The organism is Streptomyces pimonensis, assembly GCF_041380215.1.
In the GTDB taxonomy this organism is placed as follows: Bacteria; Actinomycetota; Actinomycetes; order Streptomycetales; family Streptomycetaceae; genus Streptomyces; species Streptomyces pimonensis.
This window is the reverse complement of the sequence record NZ_JAHWZY010000044.1, coordinates 1-17,341: the sequence shown is the minus strand read 5'-3', so window position 1 is coordinate 17,341 and position 17,341 is coordinate 1. Positions and strand designations below refer to the sequence as shown.

14 protein-coding genes and 1 pseudogene are annotated in these 17,341 nt (G+C 71.6%); 13 read left to right on the top strand and 2 right to left on the bottom strand.

Annotated features, from left to right (window positions below):
- Nucleotides 1–176: 176 nt before the first annotated feature.
- On the bottom strand, nucleotides 177–311 hold the full coding sequence (locus tag KYY02_RS29420; RefSeq protein WP_371243241.1) for a hypothetical protein: 135 nt from the start codon (nucleotides 309–311) through the stop codon (nucleotides 177–179).
- 533 nt (nucleotides 312–844) lie between these two features.
- Nucleotides 845–1,012, bottom strand: coding sequence for a hypothetical protein (locus tag KYY02_RS29415; protein WP_371243239.1), 168 nt, complete (start codon nucleotides 1,010–1,012; stop codon nucleotides 845–847).
- 182 nt (nucleotides 1,013–1,194) lie between these two features.
- On the opposite strand from KYY02_RS29415, the gene uvrC reads away from it, so the two are divergent.
- The 13 genes and pseudogenes from uvrC to KYY02_RS29350 form a co-directional block, all read left to right on the top strand.
- Nucleotides 1,195–3,309 carry an excinuclease ABC subunit UvrC gene (uvrC, locus tag KYY02_RS29410; RefSeq protein WP_371243237.1) on the top strand — a complete coding sequence of 705 codons (2,115 nt, stop codon included), beginning with the start codon at nucleotides 1,195–1,197 and terminating at the stop codon, nucleotides 3,307–3,309.
- Nucleotides 3,306–4,313, top strand: coding sequence for an RNase adapter RapZ (gene rapZ, locus KYY02_RS29405; RefSeq protein ID WP_371243235.1), 1,008 nt, complete (start codon nucleotides 3,306–3,308; stop codon nucleotides 4,311–4,313). The genes uvrC and rapZ overlap by 4 nt, the downstream gene beginning before the upstream one ends.
- Nucleotides 4,310–5,377: a gluconeogenesis factor YvcK family protein gene (locus tag KYY02_RS29400; protein ID WP_371243233.1), complete on the top strand. Its 1,068-nt coding sequence runs from the start codon at nucleotides 4,310–4,312 to the stop codon at nucleotides 5,375–5,377. Before rapZ ends, KYY02_RS29400 begins: the two co-directional genes overlap by 4 nt.
- Entirely contained in the window at nucleotides 5,368–6,357 is a 990-nt protein-coding gene (whiA, locus tag KYY02_RS29395; protein ID WP_371243231.1) for a DNA-binding protein WhiA, read from the top strand. Before KYY02_RS29400 ends, whiA begins: the two co-directional genes overlap by 10 nt.
- 145 nt (nucleotides 6,358–6,502) lie before the next feature.
- Nucleotides 6,503–9,475: a M14 family metallopeptidase gene (locus KYY02_RS29390; protein WP_371243229.1), complete on the top strand. Its 2,973-nt coding sequence runs from the start codon at nucleotides 6,503–6,505 to the stop codon at nucleotides 9,473–9,475.
- A 226-nt stretch (nucleotides 9,476–9,701) separates the two neighbouring features.
- On the top strand, nucleotides 9,702–10,709 hold the full coding sequence (gene gap / locus KYY02_RS29385; protein WP_371243227.1) for a type I glyceraldehyde-3-phosphate dehydrogenase: 1,008 nt from the start codon (nucleotides 9,702–9,704) through the stop codon (nucleotides 10,707–10,709).
- Between the two features lie 147 nt (nucleotides 10,710–10,856).
- Nucleotides 10,857–12,068 (top strand): phosphoglycerate kinase, encoded by a 1,212-nt coding sequence (locus tag KYY02_RS29380; protein ID WP_371243225.1) that lies wholly within the window; start codon nucleotides 10,857–10,859, stop codon nucleotides 12,066–12,068.
- Between the two features lie 5 nt (nucleotides 12,069–12,073).
- Nucleotides 12,074–12,850 (top strand): triose-phosphate isomerase, encoded by a 777-nt coding sequence (gene tpiA, locus KYY02_RS29375; protein ID WP_371243223.1) that lies wholly within the window; start codon nucleotides 12,074–12,076, stop codon nucleotides 12,848–12,850.
- 158 nt (nucleotides 12,851–13,008) lie between these two features.
- Nucleotides 13,009–13,239 (top strand): preprotein translocase subunit SecG, encoded by a 231-nt coding sequence (gene secG / locus KYY02_RS29370; RefSeq protein WP_030858697.1) that lies wholly within the window; start codon nucleotides 13,009–13,011, stop codon nucleotides 13,237–13,239.
- Nucleotides 13,240–13,460: 221 nt separating this feature from the next.
- Nucleotides 13,461–13,796 carry an RNA polymerase-binding protein RbpA gene (locus tag KYY02_RS29365; RefSeq protein ID WP_371243221.1) on the top strand — a complete coding sequence of 112 codons (336 nt, stop codon included), beginning with the start codon at nucleotides 13,461–13,463 and terminating at the stop codon, nucleotides 13,794–13,796.
- 107 nt (nucleotides 13,797–13,903) lie between these two features.
- Nucleotides 13,904–15,556 (top strand): glucose-6-phosphate isomerase, encoded by a 1,653-nt coding sequence (gene pgi, locus KYY02_RS29360; protein ID WP_371243219.1) that lies wholly within the window; start codon nucleotides 13,904–13,906, stop codon nucleotides 15,554–15,556.
- A gap of 91 nt (nucleotides 15,557–15,647) precedes the next feature.
- On the top strand, nucleotides 15,648–16,577 hold the full coding sequence (locus tag KYY02_RS29355; RefSeq protein WP_371243217.1) for a DUF3824 domain-containing protein: 930 nt from the start codon (nucleotides 15,648–15,650) through the stop codon (nucleotides 16,575–16,577).
- A gap of 270 nt (nucleotides 16,578–16,847) precedes the next feature.
- Nucleotides 16,848–17,225 (top strand): annotated as a pseudogene (locus KYY02_RS29350) (ABC transporter permease family protein); the annotation flags it as partial.
- Between the last annotated feature and the right edge of the window lie 116 nt (nucleotides 17,226–17,341).

Sequence of the window (17,341 nt, the reverse complement as noted above, 5' to 3'; positions counted from 1 at the left end):
TGAAGCGTGTTGACCAAGCCCCGACAACACCTGACGTCCGACGGCGGGCCCCGCGGGAGCGGCACGGGCCGCTGCTCGCGCGGGGAGGACGCCCTGCCGGCGGTGCCGGACCCCCGCGGGGGCGGTGTCCCGGGAAGCGCCCGCGACGTCTCCCGTGTGGAGGAACAGTGACCAGGTCATGACGGCGCCACCCGCGCGCCCGGCCCGGTCTCGCGGCCGTCGGCGGACAGGGCGCCGCCCGGGCTGTACCGGAGTCCCGTGTCGTGCCCGACCGCGTAGGTCTCCGTCTCCCGGGCGAGCTCCGGGGGCACACGGCGAATCAGGGGGTTCCCCCATGGGTGACCGGTGGTCCGAGCAGTCCGTCGACCAGCACGCAGGTCAGGCCGGTGTCCTCGGCGAAGCGGCCCCTCCGCGGGCCGGCTCCACCGCGGTGCCCGTCGCTGAATTCGGCCCGTCGCGGACCCTGGCCCGTCACGGACCCCGATCCGCCGCTGAATTCGACCCGTCGCGGACCCCGATCCGTCGCGGGCCTCGGCCCGTCGCGGAACGCGGTCGGTCGCGTGCCGAGCCCCCGTGCGGTGGTGCTCCGCGGTGAAGTCGTGCCCCGCCATGACGGTCATGACGGTGACGGTCCGGTCCCGGTCCATGCCGGAAACCGGCGGTCCGATCGTTCGGCGAGGGCGTGCCCCCGCCGCTCCCGCCCGGGGTCCGCGAGCGCCGCCCGGTGGTCCGTGTCCACGACCCGGTGGTCTTCCACACGGTCCACACGGTCCACACGGTCCACACGGTCCGTACGGTCCACACGGTCCGTACGGCCGGGAGAGCCGGAAGACGGGCCCCGACCCTACGACGCGCCGTCCCCGCCCCGGCCCTCCCACCGCGGCCGCAGGCGCTTCGCGCGCACGACATCGGGATCGCGCGGGTCGAGGGAGTCGGCGAGGCCGGACGTCTCGTCCGCGTACCGGCGGGCCCGGGCCGGCCGTCGTGGTTTCTCGATCCGCGTCCGTCGCATCCGACCGTCCTCCGACTCGTGACCGTCCTCGTGACCGTCCGCCGATCAGCCGAGGGACGGACTCCCCACCTTCCCGCTTCCCGCACGCCGTAACCCACCCGGGCCGTCCCGGTCCCCGGGCCCCCGGTCCCCGCGTCCACAGGTCCGTCGCGGTGTCGGTCCCCGCCAGTAGGGTGTGAGACATGGCCGACCCCTCCAGTTACCGCCCCAGACCGGGTGAGATCCCCGACTCGCCGGGGGTCTACCGGTTCCGCGACGAACACCGCCGGGTGATCTACGTCGGAAAGGCGAAGAGCCTGCGCCAGCGCCTGGCGAACTACTTCCAGGACCTGGCCGGGCTGCACCCGCGCACCCGCTCCATGGTCACCACGGCCGCGTCCGTGGAGTGGACGGTGGTGTCCACGGAGGTCGAGGCGCTCCAGCTGGAGTACTCCTGGATCAAGGAGTACGACCCCCGGTTCAACGTCAAGTACCGCGACGACAAGAGCTACCCGTACCTCGCGGTGACGATGAACGAGGAGTTCCCGCGCGTGCAGGTGATGCGCGGTCACAAGAGGAAGGGCGTCCGGTACTTCGGCCCGTACACGCACGCGTGGGCGATCCGGGACACCGTGGACCTGCTGCTGCGGGTCTTCCCGGTGCGCACCTGCTCGGCCGGGGTCTTCAGGAACGCCGCCCGCACCGGCCGCCCCTGTCTGCTCGGCTACATCGACAAGTGCTCGGCGCCGTGCGTGGACCGTATCTCCGCCGAGGACCACCGCGGACTGGCCGAGGAGTTCGCCGACTTCATGACCGGCCGTACGGGCGCCTACCTGCGCCGTCTGGAGCGGCAGATGACGGAGGCGGCCGAGGAGATGGAGTACGAGCGGGCCGCCCGTCTGCGCGACGACATCGCGGCTCTGAAGAAGGCCATGGAGAAGAGCGCGGTCGTGCTCGCCGACGCGACCGACGCCGATCTGATCGCGGTCGCCGAGGACGAACTGGAGGCGGCCGTCCAGATCTTCCACGTGCGCGGCGGACGCGTGCGCGGTCAGCGCGGCTGGGTCACCGACAAGGTCGAGGAGGTCACCACCGGCGCCCTCGTCGAGCACGCGCTGCAGCAGCTCTACGGCGAGGAGACCGGCGACGCGGTCCCCCGGGAGGTCCTGGTTCCCGCCCTGCCCGACCCGGTGGAGCCGGTCCAGCAGTGGCTGACCGGGCGGCGCGGCTCCGGCGTCTCCCTGCGGATCCCGCAGCGTGGGGACAAAAGAGCCCTGATGGAGACCGTGGAGCGCAACGCCCAGCAGGCGCTCGTGCTGCACAGGACCAAGCGCGCCTCCGACCTGACCACGCGCTCGCGCGCGCTGGAGGAGATCACCAACGCCCTGGGGCTGGACAGCGCCCCGCTGAGGATCGAGTGCTACGACATCTCGCACCTCCAGGGCGACGACGTGGTGGCCTCCATGGTCGTCTTCGAGGACGGGCTGGCCCGCAGGAGCGAGTACCGCCGCTTCCAGATCAAGGGGCGGGCCGGGGACACACAGCTCTGGCACGGCGCCGGGCAGGACGACGTCCGCTCCATGCACGAGGTGATCACCCGCCGCTTCCGGCGCTACCTCGCGGAGAAGGAGCGGACGGGGGAGTGGACCGACGGCGGGGAGCCCGGTGCGGAGGACTCCTCCGCAGGCCTCGCCGAGCCGCCCGTGAACACCTTCACGGAGGACGACGGCCGCCCCAGGCGCTTCGCCTATCCGCCGCAGCTCGTCGTCGTCGACGGTGGCGCGCCGCAGGTCGCGGCGGCCCAGCGGGCGCTGGACGAGCTGGGCATCGACGACATCGCCGTGTGCGGCCTCGCCAAGCGGCTGGAGGAGGTCTGGCTGCCGGGCGAGACCGACCCGGTGGTGCTGCCGCGCACCAGCGAGGGCCTCTACCTGCTCCAGCGGGTCCGCGACGAGGCCCACCGGTTCGCGATCACCTATCAGCGCACCAAGCGCGCCAAACGCTTCCGGGCCGGCCCGCTGGACGAGGTGCCCGGCCTCGGCGAGACCCGCAAGCAGGCGCTGATCAAGCACTTCGGTTCGGTGAAGAGGCTGCGATCGGCGACGATCGACCAGATCTGCGAGGTTCCGGGCATAGGCCGCAAGACGGCCGAGACGATCGTCGCGGCCCTCGACCGGGCGGCGCCCGCCGCCCCCGCCGTGAACACGGCGACGGGCGAGATCATGGATGACACGGAGGAACCCGGGCAGGCGACGGGTTCTGCCGGGGAGCCCGTCTCCACGGGCGCCCCGGACGAACGACGGGGGCAGGATCGATGACCGAGCACGAGACGGGGCCCGCGCCGGAGCGGGACCGGACCCAGCAGGAGACAGGCGGGAGCGGTGCCGGCCGGACCGCCGCCCGCCAGGACGACGGAGCACAGGTGAGTACGGGTAAGGAAAAGGCCGGAGTGCCGGAGGTGGCCATCCCCGAACTGGTGATCATCTCCGGCATGTCCGGGGCCGGCCGTTCGACGGCCGCGAAGTGTCTGGAGGACCTCGGCTGGTTCGTCGTGGACAACCTGCCGCCCGCGCTGATCCCCACCATGGTGGAGCTCGGCGCGCGCTCCCAGGGCAACGTGGCACGGATCGCGGTCGTCGTGGACGTCCGCGGGCGGCGCTTCTTCGACAACCTCCGTGAGTCCCTCGCCGACCTCGACGCGCGGGGCGTCACCCGGCGGACCGTCTTCCTGGAGTCCTCCGAGGACGCCCTGGTGCGCCGCTTCGAGTCGGTGCGCCGCCCGCACCCCCTGCAGGGCGACGGCCGGATCGTCGACGGCATCGCCGCCGAGCGTGAGCTGCTGCGCGAGCTGCGCGGCGACGCCGACCTGGTGATCGACACCTCCAGCCTCAACGTGCACGAGCTGCGTGCCAAGATGGACGCCCAGTTCGCCGGCGAGGAGGAGCCCGAGCTGCGGGCCACCGTCATGTCCTTCGGCTTCAAGTACGGCCTCCCGGTCGACGCCGACCTGGTCGTGGACATGCGGTTCCTGCCCAACCCGCACTGGGTCCCCGAGCTGCGCCCGTACACCGGCCTCAACGAGGAGGTGGCGTCGTACGTCTTCAACCAGCCCGGTGCCAAGGAGTTCCTCGACCGGTACGCGGAGATGCTGCGGCTGATCGCCGCGGGCTACCGTCGTGAGGGCAAGCGCTACGTGACCATCGCCGTCGGCTGTACCGGGGGTAAGCACCGGTCGGTCGCCACGTCGGAGAAGCTCGCCGCCCGGCTCGCCGCCGAAGGTGTGGAGACGGTGGTGGTCCACCGGGACATGGGACGGGAATGACAGCACGTACTCCGCGGCTGAGCCGGCTGCGCAGAGCGGTCCCCGAGGGGCGCGCGAGCCGGCCGGCCGAGACCCGTGGCGCGAGGCCGCGCCGCCGGGGCGCCCAGCCCAAGGTCGTCGCCCTCGGCGGCGGCATGGGCCTGTCCGCCTCGCTCGCCGCGCTGCGCCGGATCACCGGCGCCCTCACCGCCGTCGTCACCGTGGCGGACGACGGCGGCTCCAGCGGGCGCCTGCGCGACGAACTGGGTGTGCTGCCGCCCGGCGACCTGCGCAAGGCCCTGGCCGCGCTGTGCGGCGACGACGACTGGGGCCAGACCTGGGCCCGGGTCATCCAGCACCGCTTCCAGTCCCAGGGAGACCTGCACGAGCACGCGGTCGGCAATCTGCTGATCGTCGCCCTGTGGGAGCAGCTCGGCGACCACGTCCAGGCGCTGGACCTGGTGGGCCGGCTGCTCGGCGCGCACGGGCGCGTGCTGCCCATGTCCGCCGTGCCACTGGAGCTCCAGGCCCTGGTCAAGGGACACGACCCCGGGCGGCCCGACGAGATCGGCACCGTCCGCGGCCAGGCCACCGTCGCCCTCACCCCGGGCGAGGTGCAGTCCGTGCACCTCGTGCCGAACGACCCGCCCGCCGTCCCCGAGGCGGTCGCGGCGGTCCTCGACGCCGACTGGGTGGTGCTCGGCCCCGGCTCCTGGTTCTCCTCGGTCATCCCGCACCTGCTCGTGCCGGAACTGCTGGACGCCCTCATCGAGACCAAGGCGCGCCGGGTACTCTCCCTTAACCTCGCCCCGCAGCCAGGAGAAACCGAGGGCTTCTCCCCGCAGCGTCATTTGGAGGTTTTGGGACGACACGCCCCTAAACTCGCCCTGGACGTGGTGCTGGCCGACGAGGCCGCCGTGCCCGACCGTGATTCGCTGACCGCCGCCGCCGAGCGGTTCGGCGCCACGGTCGAGCTGGCCCCGGTGGCCAGGCCCGACGGAAGCCCCCGGCACGACCCGGAGCTGTTGGCCGCCGCGTACGACCGTATTTTTCGGATGCATGGAAGGATCGGCCCATGGCGATGACGGCAGCGGTGAAGGACGAGATCTCCCGGCTCCCCGTCACCCGGACCTGCTGCAGGAAGGCGGAGGTCTCCGCCATTCTGCGGTTCGCCGGCGGCCTCCACCTGGTGAGCGGGCGCATCGTGATCGAGGCGGAGCTGGACACCGCGATGGCGGCCCGCCGCCTCAAGCGGGACATCCTGGAGATCTTCGGCCACAGCTCCGAACTGATCGTGATGGCCCCGGGCGGGCTGCGCCGCGGCTCGCGCTACGTCGTCCGGGTGGTCGCGGGCGGCGACCAGCTGGCCCGCCAGACGGGTCTGGTGGACGGCCGCGGCCGTCCGATCCGCGGCCTGCCCCCGCAGGTGGTCTCCGGGGCCACCTGTGACGCCGAGGCGGCCTGGCGTGGTGCCTTCCTGGCCCACGGCTCCCTCACCGAGCCCGGCCGCTCCTCCTCCCTGGAGGTGACCTGCCCCGGCCCCGAGGCCGCGCTCGCCCTGGTCGGCGCCGCCCGCCGGCTGTCGATCGCGGCCAAGGCGCGCGAGGTGCGCGGCGTGGACCGGGTCGTGGTCCGCGACGGCGACGCGATCGGCGCGCTGCTCACCCGGCTCGGCGCGCACGAGTCGGTGCTGGCCTGGGAGGAGCGACGGATGCGCCGCGAGGTGCGTGCCACGGCGAACCGGCTGGCCAACTTCGACGACGCCAACCTCCGCCGCTCCGCCCGCGCGGCCGTCGCCGCCGGCGCCCGCGTCCAGCGCGCCCTGGAGATCCTCGCCGACGACGTCCCCGAGCACCTCGCCGCGGCCGGCCGGCTGCGTATGGAGCACAAGCAGGCCTCCCTGGAGGAGCTGGGCGCGCTCGCCGACCCGCCGCTCACCAAGGACGCCGTGGCCGGCCGGATCCGCCGGCTGCTGGCGATGGCCGACAAGCGCGCCGCCGACCTGGGCATCCCGGGCACCGAGGCCAGTATCGGTGAGGAGCTGGACGACAAGCTGATGGTCTGACACGTGATCGGGGACCGGCGCCGGCACCCACTCGGGTGAGTGGCGCCGGTACTCCCGTGTCGCGACGGCGCCCTTGACCCGATCATGTTGTGTCATGAGCCTGGCATCTGTTCGCCGCTGCGGCGGACCACTCCCAGGGGGGCACATGAGACACAGAGCGAGATCGATCCTCGCTGTCGGCACGCTCCTGATCGGCGGAGCGGGCTTCGCACCCATCGCCCAGGCACAGCCCGCGGGCCCCGCGGGCCCCGCGGGCCCCGCGGGCTCGGACGCCGACGAGGTCAAGGTCTTCCACGCCGACGTCACCAAGACGCAGGTGCCCCTGCTCCTCGCGGCGGGGCAGGACGGCCACGAACTCGGTGAGCGGGTGCCCGACCGGGGCACGGCCACCGTGGAGGTCTACCTCACCGAGGGGCAGGCCGGGAAGCTGGAGGAACAGGGCGTCGACCTCACCGAGCACGCGCTCTCCGCCCGGGCGAGGACCCGCGTCGAGGACGCAGCCGAGGGCGTGTTCCGTCCGTACGGCGGAGCGGGCGGTCTGCGGGAGGAGATCCTGCGCACCGCGCGGGAGAACCCCGACCTCACCAAGGTCGTCTCCATCGGCAGGACGGTCAGGGGCCAGGACATCCTCGCCCTGAAGCTCACCAGGAAGGCCGGGAAGACGAAGGACGGCGCGAAACCGGCCGTCCTCTACATGTCCAACCAGCACGCCCGCGAGTGGATCACGCCGGAGATGACCCGGCGGCTGATGCACCACTACCTGGACTCGTACCGGACGGACCAGCAGATCAAGAAGATCGTCGACACCACCGAACTGTGGTTCGTCCTCTCCGCCAACCCCGACGGCTACGACCACACCTTCGCCGACGAGGACAACCGCCTCTGGCGCAAGAACCTGCGGGACGTCAACGGGGACGGCGCCATCGGCACCGGCGACGGCGTCGACCTCAACCGCAACTTCCCCTACAAGTGGGGCTACGACGACGAGGGCTCGTCCCCCGACCCCACCAGCCAGACCTACCGCGGCGCGAGCCCCGGCTCCGAGCCCGAGACCAGGGCCGTCGACGCCTTCCAGAAGCGGATCGGCTTCACCTACGGCATCAACTACCACTCCGCGGCCGAACTCCTCCTCTACGGGGTCGGCTGGCAGGTGGCCACGCCGACCCCCGACGACGTCCTCTACGAGGCCCTGGCCGGCACGCCCGGCAACTCCGCGATCCCCGGCTACCACCCGCAGCTCTCCTCCGAGCTGTACACCACCAACGGCGAGGCCGACGGCCACGCGGCCAACGTCAACGGCATGGCGATGTTCACCCCCGAGATGTCGACCTGCCAGACCGTCTCCGAGGCCGACCCCGACGACGAGTGGAACGCCGGCGACTGCCGGTCGGGCTTCAACTTCCCCGACGACGAGAAACTGATCCAGCAGGAGTTCGCGAAGAACATCCCGTTCGCGCTCTCCGTCGCCGAGTCCGCCTCCCACCCCGACCGGCCGTCCTCGTCCGTCGGCCTGCAGGCCGCGGACTTCACCCCGTCGGCCTTCGGCACGTCGTACGCGCGCGGCGCCGGCCAGGAGGTCTCCGTCGTCGTCCGCAGGGCCGTGCGCGACAAGGAACTGAAGTACCGCGTCAACGGCGGCCGTACGCACGGCGCGGACCTCAGGCCCTGGAAGGGCGGGGAGCGGTACGGCGGTGAGGACAACCTCCACTTCGAGGAGTACCGGGCGAAGGTGAGGCACGGCGGGCCCGGCGACAAGGTCGAGGTGTGGTTCACCGGGGAGAGCCGCGGGGGCAGGGACGTCTCCAGTGAGCACTTCACCTACACCGTCGCCGAACGGCCCCGCGCGGACCTCCTCGTCGTCGCCGAGGAGGGCGCGAAGAGCACGCAGGCCCAGAAGTACGTCGACGCGCTGAAGGCCAACGGCCGCCGCGCGGCGGTCTGGGACGTCGCCGAGCAGGGAGCCCCGGACGCGCTCGGCGTGCTGAGCCACTTCGACACGGTCGTCCACCACACCGGCGCCGCCGCCCCGGGCATCGCCACCCAGCTCCGGCTGCGGGCCTTCCTCAACGAGGGCGGCCGGCTGATCGAGGCGGGCGAACAGGCCGGCGGCAGCGTCGACCTCGGCGGCGGCGCCCCGTCCGACGACTTCGGTCAGTACTACCTGGGCGCCTACTCCCGCACCTCCACCCCCGGGGCCACGGCGTTCACCGGTTCCGGAAGCCTGGGCGGCTTCACCGGCCCGCTCGGCGACGCGCCCGGCAATCCGCTGGACGAGGCCGGCGCCTACGGGGTCACCTCCGACGAGCTGCCCGCCGAGCGGTACCCGCAGTTCGCGAGCGCCGGCGCCGGGCGCTTCCCCGGCACGGTCGACCCGTACGGGCCCTACGCCGGCTCGTACATGGCGGCCGCCGTGCACACCGACGACGGCTACAAGCGCCTCACCCGCACCATCGACCTCACCGGCACCGCCGCGGCCGACAGGCCCACCCTGCGCACCCAGCTGCTGTGGGACACCGAACCGGGCTACGACCACGTCGTCGTCGAGGCGCACACCGCCGGCACCGACGACTGGACGACCCTGCCCGAGGCGGGCGGCGCGACCCGCGCCACCGTGCCGAGCGAGTGTGCGGCCGGGTTCTACATGGGCGAGCACCCGTGGCTGGAGCACTACCTGACGCTGGGCGACGACGGCTGCGCCGCGACCGGCACCACCGGTTCCTGGAACAGCCTCACCGGCTCCTCCGGGGGCTGGCGGCAGGTGGAGTTCGACCTGAGCGCCTACGCCGGGAAGACGGTCGAGGTCTCCCTCGCCTACGTCACCGACCCGGGCAGCGGCGGCCACGGCGTCCTCGCCGACGAGGCCTCGCTCGTGACCGGCGGCACCGCGGCCGACACCGAGGGCTTCGAGAGCTCGCTCGGCGCCTGGACGGTGTCCGGACCGCCCGCGGGCAGCCCGGTCGTCCTGAAGGACTGGACGCGCACCGGAGCGCTGTTCCGGACCTACGGAGCGGTCACCACCGGCGACACCGTGCTGCTGGGCTTCGGCCTGGAGCACCTCGCCTCCGCGGCCGACCGGACCGCACTGCTGCGGAAGGCGCTGGCTGCCCTGGACGGGTGACACCGCACGTCAGGACGTGTTGACATCCCGTAACGAGATCGAGTGACGGCGGGCCGCCGGCCCGGGCGGTCCGTACCCTACTGACGGGTACGGGCCGCCTCGCCGGGTATGGGCTACTCGATGTCACGACCGGGGCCCCGGAGAGGTAGGGTCGACAGTGGTCGGGGACATCCCAAATACAGCTCGCCGGCGACTAGAGCCGGCGCACCAACGAGGAGATCGGTTCGTGACGATCCGCGTAGGCATCAACGGGTTTGGCCGCATCGGTCGCAACTACTTCCGCGCTCTGCTGGAGCAGGGCGCCGACATCGAGATCGTGGCCGTCAACGACCTGGGGGACACGGCGACCACTGCGCACCTGCTGAAGTACGACACCATCCTGGGCCGCCTCAAGCAGGAGGTCTCGCACACCGCCGACACGATCACCGTCGGCGGCAGGACGATCAAGGTGCTCTCCGAGCGCAACCCCGCCGACATCCCGTGGGGCGAGCTGGGTGTCGACATCGTCATCGAGTCGACCGGCATCTTCACCAAGAAGGAAGACGCCGAGAAGCACATCGCCGGCGGCGCCAAGAAGGTCATCATCTCCGCCCCGGCGAAGAACGAGGACATCACCCTCGTCATGGGCGTCAACCACGATCAGTACGACGCGGCCAACCACCACGTCATCTCCAACGCCTCCTGCACCACCAACTGCGTGGCGCCGATGGCGAAGGTCCTCGACGAGAACTTCGGCATCGTCAAGGGTCTGATGACCACGGTGCACGCGTACACGAACGACCAGCGGATCCTGGACTTCCCGCACAAGGACCTGCGCCGCGCGCGTGCCGCCGCCGAGAACATCATTCCGACCACCACCGGTGCCGCCAAGGCCACCGCCCTGGTGCTCCCGCAGCTCAAGGGCAAGCTGGACGGCATGGCCATGCGCGTCCCGGTCCCCACCGGCTCGGTCACCGACCTGGTCGTGGAGCTCTCCCGCGAGGTCACCAAGGAAGAGGTCAACGCCGCCTTCCAGAAGGCCGCCGAGGGTGAGCTCAAGGGCTACCTCGAGTACACCGAGGACGAGATCGTCTCCTCCGACATCGTCAACGCCCCGGCGTCCTGCACCTTCGACTCGTCCCTGACCATGGTCCAGGACGGCAAGAGCGTGAAGGTCATCGGCTGGTACGACAACGAGTGGGGCTACAGCAACCGCCTCGTCGACCTGACGGTCTTCGTGGGCAACCAGCTCTGATCACGGAGCGGGCAGCCTGATATGAGTGCAGGGCTCGGCCGGTGCGGCAACGCGCTGACCGAGCCCTGACGCACGTATCGGAACAGCCGCCCTCTTTCGATCACGAGCGAACACGAGCGAACACGTTGCTCTAGCCAGGGAGCCCCCATGAAGACGATCGACGAACTCCTCTCCGAAGGCGTCGCGGGCAAGCGGGTCTTCGTCCGCGCCGACCTCAACGTGCCACTGGACGGCACCGCCATCACCGACGACGGCCGCATCCGCGCCGTGCTGCCCACCGTCAGGGCCCTCGCCGAGGCGGGCGCCCGCGTGGTCGTCGCCTCCCACCTGGGCCGCCCCAAGGGCGCCCCGGACCCAGCCTTCTCGCTCGCCCCGGCCGCCACGCGCCTTGGTGAACTCCTCGGCGCCGACGTCGCGTTCGCGACCGACACCGTCGGCGAGTCCGCCGGCGCCACCGTCGCCGGCCTGGCCGACGGGCAGGTCGCGGTCATCGAGAACCTGCGCTTCAACGCCGGCGAGACCAGCAAGGACGACGCCGAGCGCGGCGAGTTCGCCGACCGGCTCGCCGCCCTCGCCGACGTGTACGTGGGCGACGGCTTCGGCGCGGTGCACCGCAAGCACGCCTCGGTCTACGACCTCCCGGCGCGGCTGCCGCACTACGCCGGTCACCTCATCGCCACCGAGGTCGGCGTCCTGAAGAAGCTCACCGACGAGGTCCAGCGGCCCTACGTCGTCGCCCTCGGCGGCGCCAAGGTCTCCGACAAGCTCGCCGTCATCGACGAACTGCTCGGCAAGGCCGACCGCATCCTCATCGGCGGCGGCATGGCGTACACCTTCCTCAAGGCCCAGGGCCACGAGGTCGGCGCGTCCCTCCTGCAGGAGGACCAGATCCCTGCCGTCCGGGAGTACCTGGAGCGCGCCGAGAAGAACGGCGTCGAGCTGGTGGTGCCCGTCGACACGCTGGTCACCGCGGAGTTCCCCGACATGAGGGCCAAGGCGCCGACCAACCCCACCAACGTCGCCGCGGACGCCGTCCCGGCCGACCACATGGGTCTGGACATCGGTCCTCGGACCCGCAAGCTGTACGCCTCGAAGCTCGCCGACGCCGCCACCGTCTTCTGGAACGGCCCCATGGGCGTCTTCGAGCACCCCGATTACGCCGAGGGCACCAAGGCGGTCGCCCAGGCCCTCATCGACTCCCCGGGCTTCACCGTGGTCGGCGGCGGCGACTCCGCCGCGGCCGTCCGCACCCTGGGCTTCGATGAGCAGGCATTCGGCCACATCTCGACCGGTGGCGGCGCCTCCCTCGAGTACCTCGAGGGCAAGACGCTCCCCGGCCTCGCCGCACTGGAGGACTGACCTCAATGACCACACGCACGCCGCTGATGGCGGGCAACTGGAAGATGAACCTCAACCACCTCGAGGCCATCGCCCACGTCCAGAAGCTCGCCTTCGCCCTCGCCGACAAGGACTACGAGGCCGTCGAGGTCGCGGTCCTGCCGCCCTTCACCGACCTGCGCTCCGTGCAGACCCTGGTCGACGGCGACAAGCTGAAGATCACGTACGGCGCCCAGGACATCTCCGCGCACGACGGCGGGGCCTACACCGGCGAGATCTCCGGCCCGATGCTGGCCAAACTGAAGTGCGCCTACGTCGCCGTGGGGCACTCGGAGCGGCGCCAGTACCACGCCGAGACGGACGAGATCGTGAACGCCAAGGTGAAGGCGGCCTACAAGCACGGCATCACCCCCATCCTCTGCGTCGGCGAGGAGCTGGAGGTCCGCGAGGCGGGCAACCACGTCGCCCACACCCTCGCCCAGGTCGAGGGCGGTCTGAAGGACCTTCCGGCCGAGCAGGCCGAGACGGTCGTGATCGCCTACGAGCCGGTGTGGGCCATCGGCACCGGCAAGGTCTGCGGCGCCGAGGACGCGCAGGAGGTCTGCGCGGCCATCCGCGGCAAGCTCGCCGAGCTGTACGGCCAGGAGCTGGCCGCCAAGGTCCGCATCCAGTACGGAGGCTCGGTCAAGTCCGGCAACGTCGCCGAGATCATGGCGCAGGCCGACATCGACGGCGCCCTGGTCGGCGGCGCCTCGCTGGACGCCGACGAGTTCGTCAGGATCGTTCGTTTCCGCGACCAGTGAGCCGCAGGGGCTCGACACCGGCTGGGAGCGCCCCGGGGGCGAACCGACGGGCCGGGAGTAGGCCGTAGCGACGATCCGTCGTACCCTTGCGGGGTCCAGCAGTGTGCTGGGCCCCGCGTCGTCCATCCGCATCCGAGGAAGTTGGTCCAGCCGTGGTTCTGGGGTTCTCCATCGCCCTGATCGTCTTCAGCCTGCTGCTGATGCTGCTGGTGCTGATGCACAAGGGGAAGGGCGGCGGCCTCTCCGACATGTTCGGTGGTGGTATGCAGTCCTCCGTCGGCGGCTCCTCGGTCGCCGAGCGCAACCTCGACCGGATCACCGTCGTGGTCGGTCTGCTCTGGTTCGCGTGCATCGTCGTGCTCGGCATCACCATGAAGATGAACAACTGATCCGAGTGCGCGCCACGCACCCATGTCCCAAGCATTTCGCACGTAAGGCCCCATGTGCGGTACGCGCAGCTGAGCGCGGCCTATCATGGGGCCTGCGTCTGGATACAGGGGCGGTAACTCCCCGCACTGGACGTGCGTTGGGCCTTACGTAGACTGAGGCGCTCGCAGCGAAGCGGAACGCCGACTCGCTTTGCGGCACCATCACGCAGGGAGTTACGACCGTGGCAAGTGGCAACGCGATCCGGGGAAGCCGGGTCGGGGCGGGCCCGATGGGCGAGGCCGAGCGCGGCGAGTCCGCGCCCCGGTTGCGCATCTCCTTCTGGTGCTCCAACGGGCATGAGACACAGCCGAGCTTCGCGAGCGACGCGCAGGTGCCCGATACCTGGGACTGCCCCCGTTGCGGATTCCCGGCCGGGCAGGACCGCGACAACCCGCCGGCCCCGCCGCGCATCGAGCCCTACAAGACGCACCTCGCCTATGTGCGGGAGCGGCGCAGCGACGCGGACGGCGAGGCGATCCTCGCCGAGGCACTCGCCAAACTGCGGGGCGAGATCTAGACCGGTTCGCTTCGGATTTCCTCAGCCCTCTTCTTCCGTCCTGTTCACCGCTGATCAATTAGGTTGGGGACAGCGGGACCACCCAAGGAAGAAGGCTGAAGTCCGAGATGAACGCAGACGGTCGTACCAGGCTCCATCAGACGCCCGAGTGGACCGCACTGGCCAAGCACCGCGAGGAGCTCGGCGAGGTGCGGTTGCGCGAGCTGTTCGCCGCCGACCCCGGCCGCGGCACCGGGTACGCCCTCCGGGTCGGTGACCTGTACGTCGACTACTCCAAGCACCTGATCACCGACGAGACGCTGCGGCTGCTGCGGGAGTTGGCCGTCGCCACCGACGTCTTCGGGCTGCGCGACGCCATGTTCCGGGGGGAGCGGATCAACACCACCGAGGACCGGGCCGTGCTGCACACCGCGCTGAGGGCCCCTCGGGACGCGGTGATCGAGGTCGACGGGGAGAACGTCGTCCCGGCCGTGCACGCCGTCCTCGACAGGATGGCCGACTTCGCCGGCCGGATCCGCTCCGGCGAGTGGGCCGGCCACACCGGCAAGCGCATCCGCAACGTCGTCAACATCGGCATCGGCGGCTCCGATCTGGGCCCTGCCATGGCGTACGAGGTGCTGCGCGCCTTCACCGACCGTGACCTCACCGTCCGTTTCGTGTCGAACGTGGACGGCGCCGACCTGCACGAGGCCACCCGGGACCTGGACCCGTCCGAGACGCTGTTCGTCATCGCGTCCAAGACCTTCACCACCATCGAGACGGTCACCAACGCCACCTCCGCGCGGACCTGGCTGCTGAACGCCCTCGGTGACGAGGAGGCGGTCGCCCGGCACTTCGTCGCGCTGTCGACCAACGCCGGGAAGGTCGCCGAGTTCGGCATCGACACGGCCAACATGTTCGAGTTCTGGGACTGGGTCGGAGGCCGTTACTCCTACGACTCCGCGATCGGCCTGTCGCTGATGATCGCCATCGGCCCGGAGCGCTTCCGGGAGATGCTCGACGGCTTCCGCCTCGTCGACGAGCACTTCCGCACCGCCCCCGCCGAGTCCAACGTGCCGCTGCTGCTGGGCCTGCTCGGCGTCTGGTACGGCAACTTCCACGACGCGCAGTCGCACGCGGTACTGCCGTACTCGCACTACCTGTCGAAGTTCACCGCCTACCTCCAGCAGCTCGACATGGAGTCCAACGGCAAGTACGTCGGCCGGGACGGACGTGAGGTCGAGTGGCAGACGGGACCGGTGGTGTGGGGCACGCCCGGCACCAACGGGCAGCACGCCTACTACCAGTTGATCCACCAGGGGACGAAGCTGATCCCGGCGGACTTCATCGGCTTCGCCGAGCCCGTCGCCGAGCTGAGCGACGAACTCAAGGCCCAGCACGACCTGTTGATGGCCAACTTCTTCGCCCAGACCCAGGCCCTCGCCTTCGGCAAGACCCCCGACGAGGTGCGCGGCGAAGGGGTGCCGGAGGAACTGGTCCCGCACAGGACGTTCAAGGGCGACCACCCCACGACCACCGTCCTCGCGCGTGAGCTCACGCCGTCCGTGCTCGGCCAGCTCGTCGCGCTCTACGAGCACAAGGTGTTCGTGCAGGGCGCGATCTGGGGCATCGACTCCTTCGACCAGTGGGGCGTCGAACTCGGCAAGGTCCTCGCCAAGCGCGTCGAACCCGCCCTCACCGAAGGGGCCGACGTGCCGGGCCTGGACGCCTCCACCCAGGCCCTCGTCGCCGCCTACCGGGAGCTGCGCGGCCGGCAGTGAGCACGGCACGGGGAGGCGGGCGGCCCGGCACCGTCCGCCTCCCCGTAAGATCCTCCGCGATCATCATGGCGAGCGTTCGGGGGAATGCAAGGTGGCACGTACGTCCGGAAGCTGGACCGGCGGCACGCTGAGGGCCGGGACCTTCCTGAAACCCCATCACGTCGCGAGGGCGGTGTTCCACCCCGCCTGGATCCCGCAGCCGCTCGACCCGTCCGTCGAGCGGCTCAAGCGCTTCAGGGTCATCGCCGGAGCGGTCGCCTCCGTCGGCGTCTACACCGTCCTGGAGGGCGGCTTCGACGTCACGGAGCTGCTGGAGAACGCGCTGACCGCCTCGGCGGTGCTGCTGGTCCTCACCCCGCTGACGGTCGGCGTGATGCTCCTCGTCTGGCGGCGCACCGGCACCGTGCGCCAGCTGCGGGTGCCGCTGCTCAACGCCCTCAAACTGCTCCTGCTGTTCATCGGCTGCGTGGTCGCGCTGGTGCTGCTGGTGCAGATGACGAGCGGGTCGGGCAGTGTGTTCGTGACCCTGGGCGGCGTCCTGACGATGATGTGGATGACCGTCTTCGTGGTCTCCGGAGCCGTACGGGTGAGCGGCAACTTCTTCGGCACGGCCGCCGTGCACCGCTGTCTGCCGGCCCTGCTCGCCACGGTGACCAGTTGGCTGATGGCGATCCCCGACCTCGTCACCGGCGATCTGCACGGGCTCAGCCTCACCATGGGTGTCGTCTTCATCCTGGGCGCCCCGGTGACCGTCACGGCGATCGCCCTGGTGGAGGCGGGCCGGCTGAAGCGGCGCTACGGCGTCCGGCTGGGCGCCCACCCGGTGAACCTCCCGCCGGTACCGGGCCCCGTCCCGCCGGCGCCGCCGACCGTGCCGCCGACGGGACTGCCCCACGTACCGCCGCAGGGAAACCCGTACGCTCCGCACCCGCAGCCCCCGTACGTCCCCGGCGCGGGCGGGAACCCGTACGCCGGGCAGCCGCAGCCGCCGTACCACCCGCGCAGCCCCTACGGCGGCTGACGGAACCCCGGCGCGGGGCGCTCAGGCCACCGCGCCCAGCGTGTCCGCGAGACGGCGGCGGGCCCGCGCGTGCCGCCGGGAGGGCGCGAGGACCGCGGCCCCGGCACCGCCGCCGCGCCGAGCAGGACGAGCAGCGCGGGGGAGGGCGGCTGGGCGATCCCGGCGCCGATGCCGCTCGATCTCCCCCCGGGCGTCGATCAGCCAGTGCGCCAGCGGCAGCCCCGGAGCCATGGCGAGGAGCACGGCCGCCAGGGCCGTACCGGCGGTGACGGGCTGCCGTTCGCGGTGTCCCTGCTGCGGCACTGCTTCGCCGGGATGCCGGAGGAGATGCCGGAGGCCGCGCGGAGGGCCGGGGGAGCGAGGGGCGGGCCTCACCCGGCCGGTGCCGCCGGTGGGGCGGCCGGCGACCGCCGGCCTCGCGATCCTCCAGTCCCGGTGGGTGCGGAACGACATGCTGGTGACGTTGTTGTCCGCGGACAGCTCGTCGCAGCCGTTGAGCGGGCAACTGCAGTCGCGGATCCGGCAGTCCGGGAGCAGCACCGACGTGCCGGGGCCGGGGGCGTCTCTGTCGCCGGTGATGCCGGTGGTCGTGTTCCTCGACTTCCAGCGGCACTTCGTGCAGAGGGGGTCATGGCGGGGTCGGTGAAGCAGGAAGCGGGGCGGGGAGGGGGGTGGGCCCCCCCCCCCCCCCCCCGGGCGCCCCCCCCCCCCCCCCCCCCCCCCCCCCCCCCCCCGGGGGCCCCCCCCCCCCCCCCCCCCCCCCC